This window comes from Rhodoplanes roseus (genome assembly GCF_003258865.1).
In the GTDB taxonomy this organism is placed as follows: Bacteria; Pseudomonadota; Alphaproteobacteria; order Rhizobiales; family Xanthobacteraceae; genus Rhodoplanes; species Rhodoplanes roseus.
Map to the genome: position 1 here is coordinate 12,163 of NZ_NPEX01000021.1, position 1,317 is coordinate 13,479.

The window sequence follows — 1,317 nt, forward strand, 5'->3', positions numbered from 1 at the left end:
GGCCTCGGCGCCGAACCCTCCGGCGTTCGGTCCGGGCGCCGGATCCTCCAGGGCGCCGGGGACCTCGGCGTTTGGTCCCGCGGCGGCGTCTTCTTCGGCTCGACGTCCGGCCGGTCGGCGGGCCGGATGGCCGAGGCCTGCCGCCGCAGCCCGTCCGTCGGGCGCATCGGCGCGATGCGACGGCGGGCATTGATTTCCGGATCCGCCTGACATCTAGTCGGCCCCTGTTCCGGAGGTCTCATGACGGACGACGTCGACACGGTGGCCGAGGGCGGCCTGGACACGGAGTGGGGGGCGATCCCGGGTGCGGACGAGATCCGCCGGATCGGTCTGTCGAACGCGCTGCGCGAGGTGACGGCGCCGCTGCACCGCCGCGCCGAGCGGGCCGGCGTGATCAGCGACATCGTGCGGGGCCGCTCGAGCCGCTCCGCCTACGCGCTGCTGCTGCGCAATCTCCACCTCGTCTACGCCGAGATCGAGCGCGGCCTCGAGCGCCACCGCGCCTCGCCCGCCGTGCGCCTGATCGTGCTGCCGGAGGTGTATCGCGCCGACGCGATCGCGCGGGATCTGGAAACCCTCTACGGCAGCGCGGAGGCGGCGGACGCCGTGCCGGTGCTGCCCGAGGGAACGGCCTATGCCGAAGCGGTCCGCGCCTCCGCCGAGGGCGACGGCGTGCGGCTGATCGGCCATGCCTACACGCGCTACCTGGGCGATCTCAGCGGCGGCCAGACGGTGAGCCAGGTCCTGGCCAAGACGCTGGGGCTCGATGCGGGCGCCCGCAACCTGTATCGCTTCGCCGGCATCGACGGGCTCGACGCCTTCAAGCAGCGCTATCGCGACGCCATCGACCGCGCCGCCTTCGAGACCGACCGCCCGGACGCCATCCTGGCCGAGGGCATGCGCGCCTTCCGGTTCAACATCGCGCTGTTCTGGGCCGTGCAGGACGCGGTCGGCGGCGCGTCCGAGCCCTCCGGCGAGCCGGCGCCACCGCCGGTCTGACCGGCGAGGCAGCCTTCTCCGGCTCGCTCCGCGGCGTTCCGCCTCGAGAGCCGCCGTCCGCACCGGCGAGGGCTCTGCGACACGCGTCGTCCCGCGTGCGAACCTCGCCTCCGCTGTGCTCCGCGACGGCGCTACGGCCTGTACAGAACTCGAAAACGTCCGAGAGCTTCAGAGCGTTTCCATCTCGTCGCCGTCATCGCCGGGCGGAGCCTCGTCGGCGCTGAGGCAAGATCGACGGTACAGCCCATCGATCGTCGTCGTGGGCGCAGGCGAGGGCTTTGCACAATCCGTCATTCCGGGGCGCGCCAAAGGCGCGAA

At 72.7% G+C, this 1,317-nt stretch carries 1 protein-coding gene; it reads left to right on the forward strand.

The window, feature by feature from the left end; genetic code table 11:
* Positions 1-240: 240 nt before the first annotated feature.
* Positions 241-999 (forward strand): biliverdin-producing heme oxygenase, encoded by a 759-nt coding sequence (locus CH341_RS05110; RefSeq protein WP_111417954.1) that lies wholly within the window; start codon positions 241-243, stop codon positions 997-999.
* Positions 1,000-1,317: the final 318 nt, after the last annotated feature.

What these genes read in the sequence shown, in the direction of transcription:
- CH341_RS05110 (WP_111417954.1), top strand. Translation starts at nt 241, where the DNA reads ATGACGGACGACGTCGACACGGTGGCCGAGGGCGGCCTGGACACGGAG.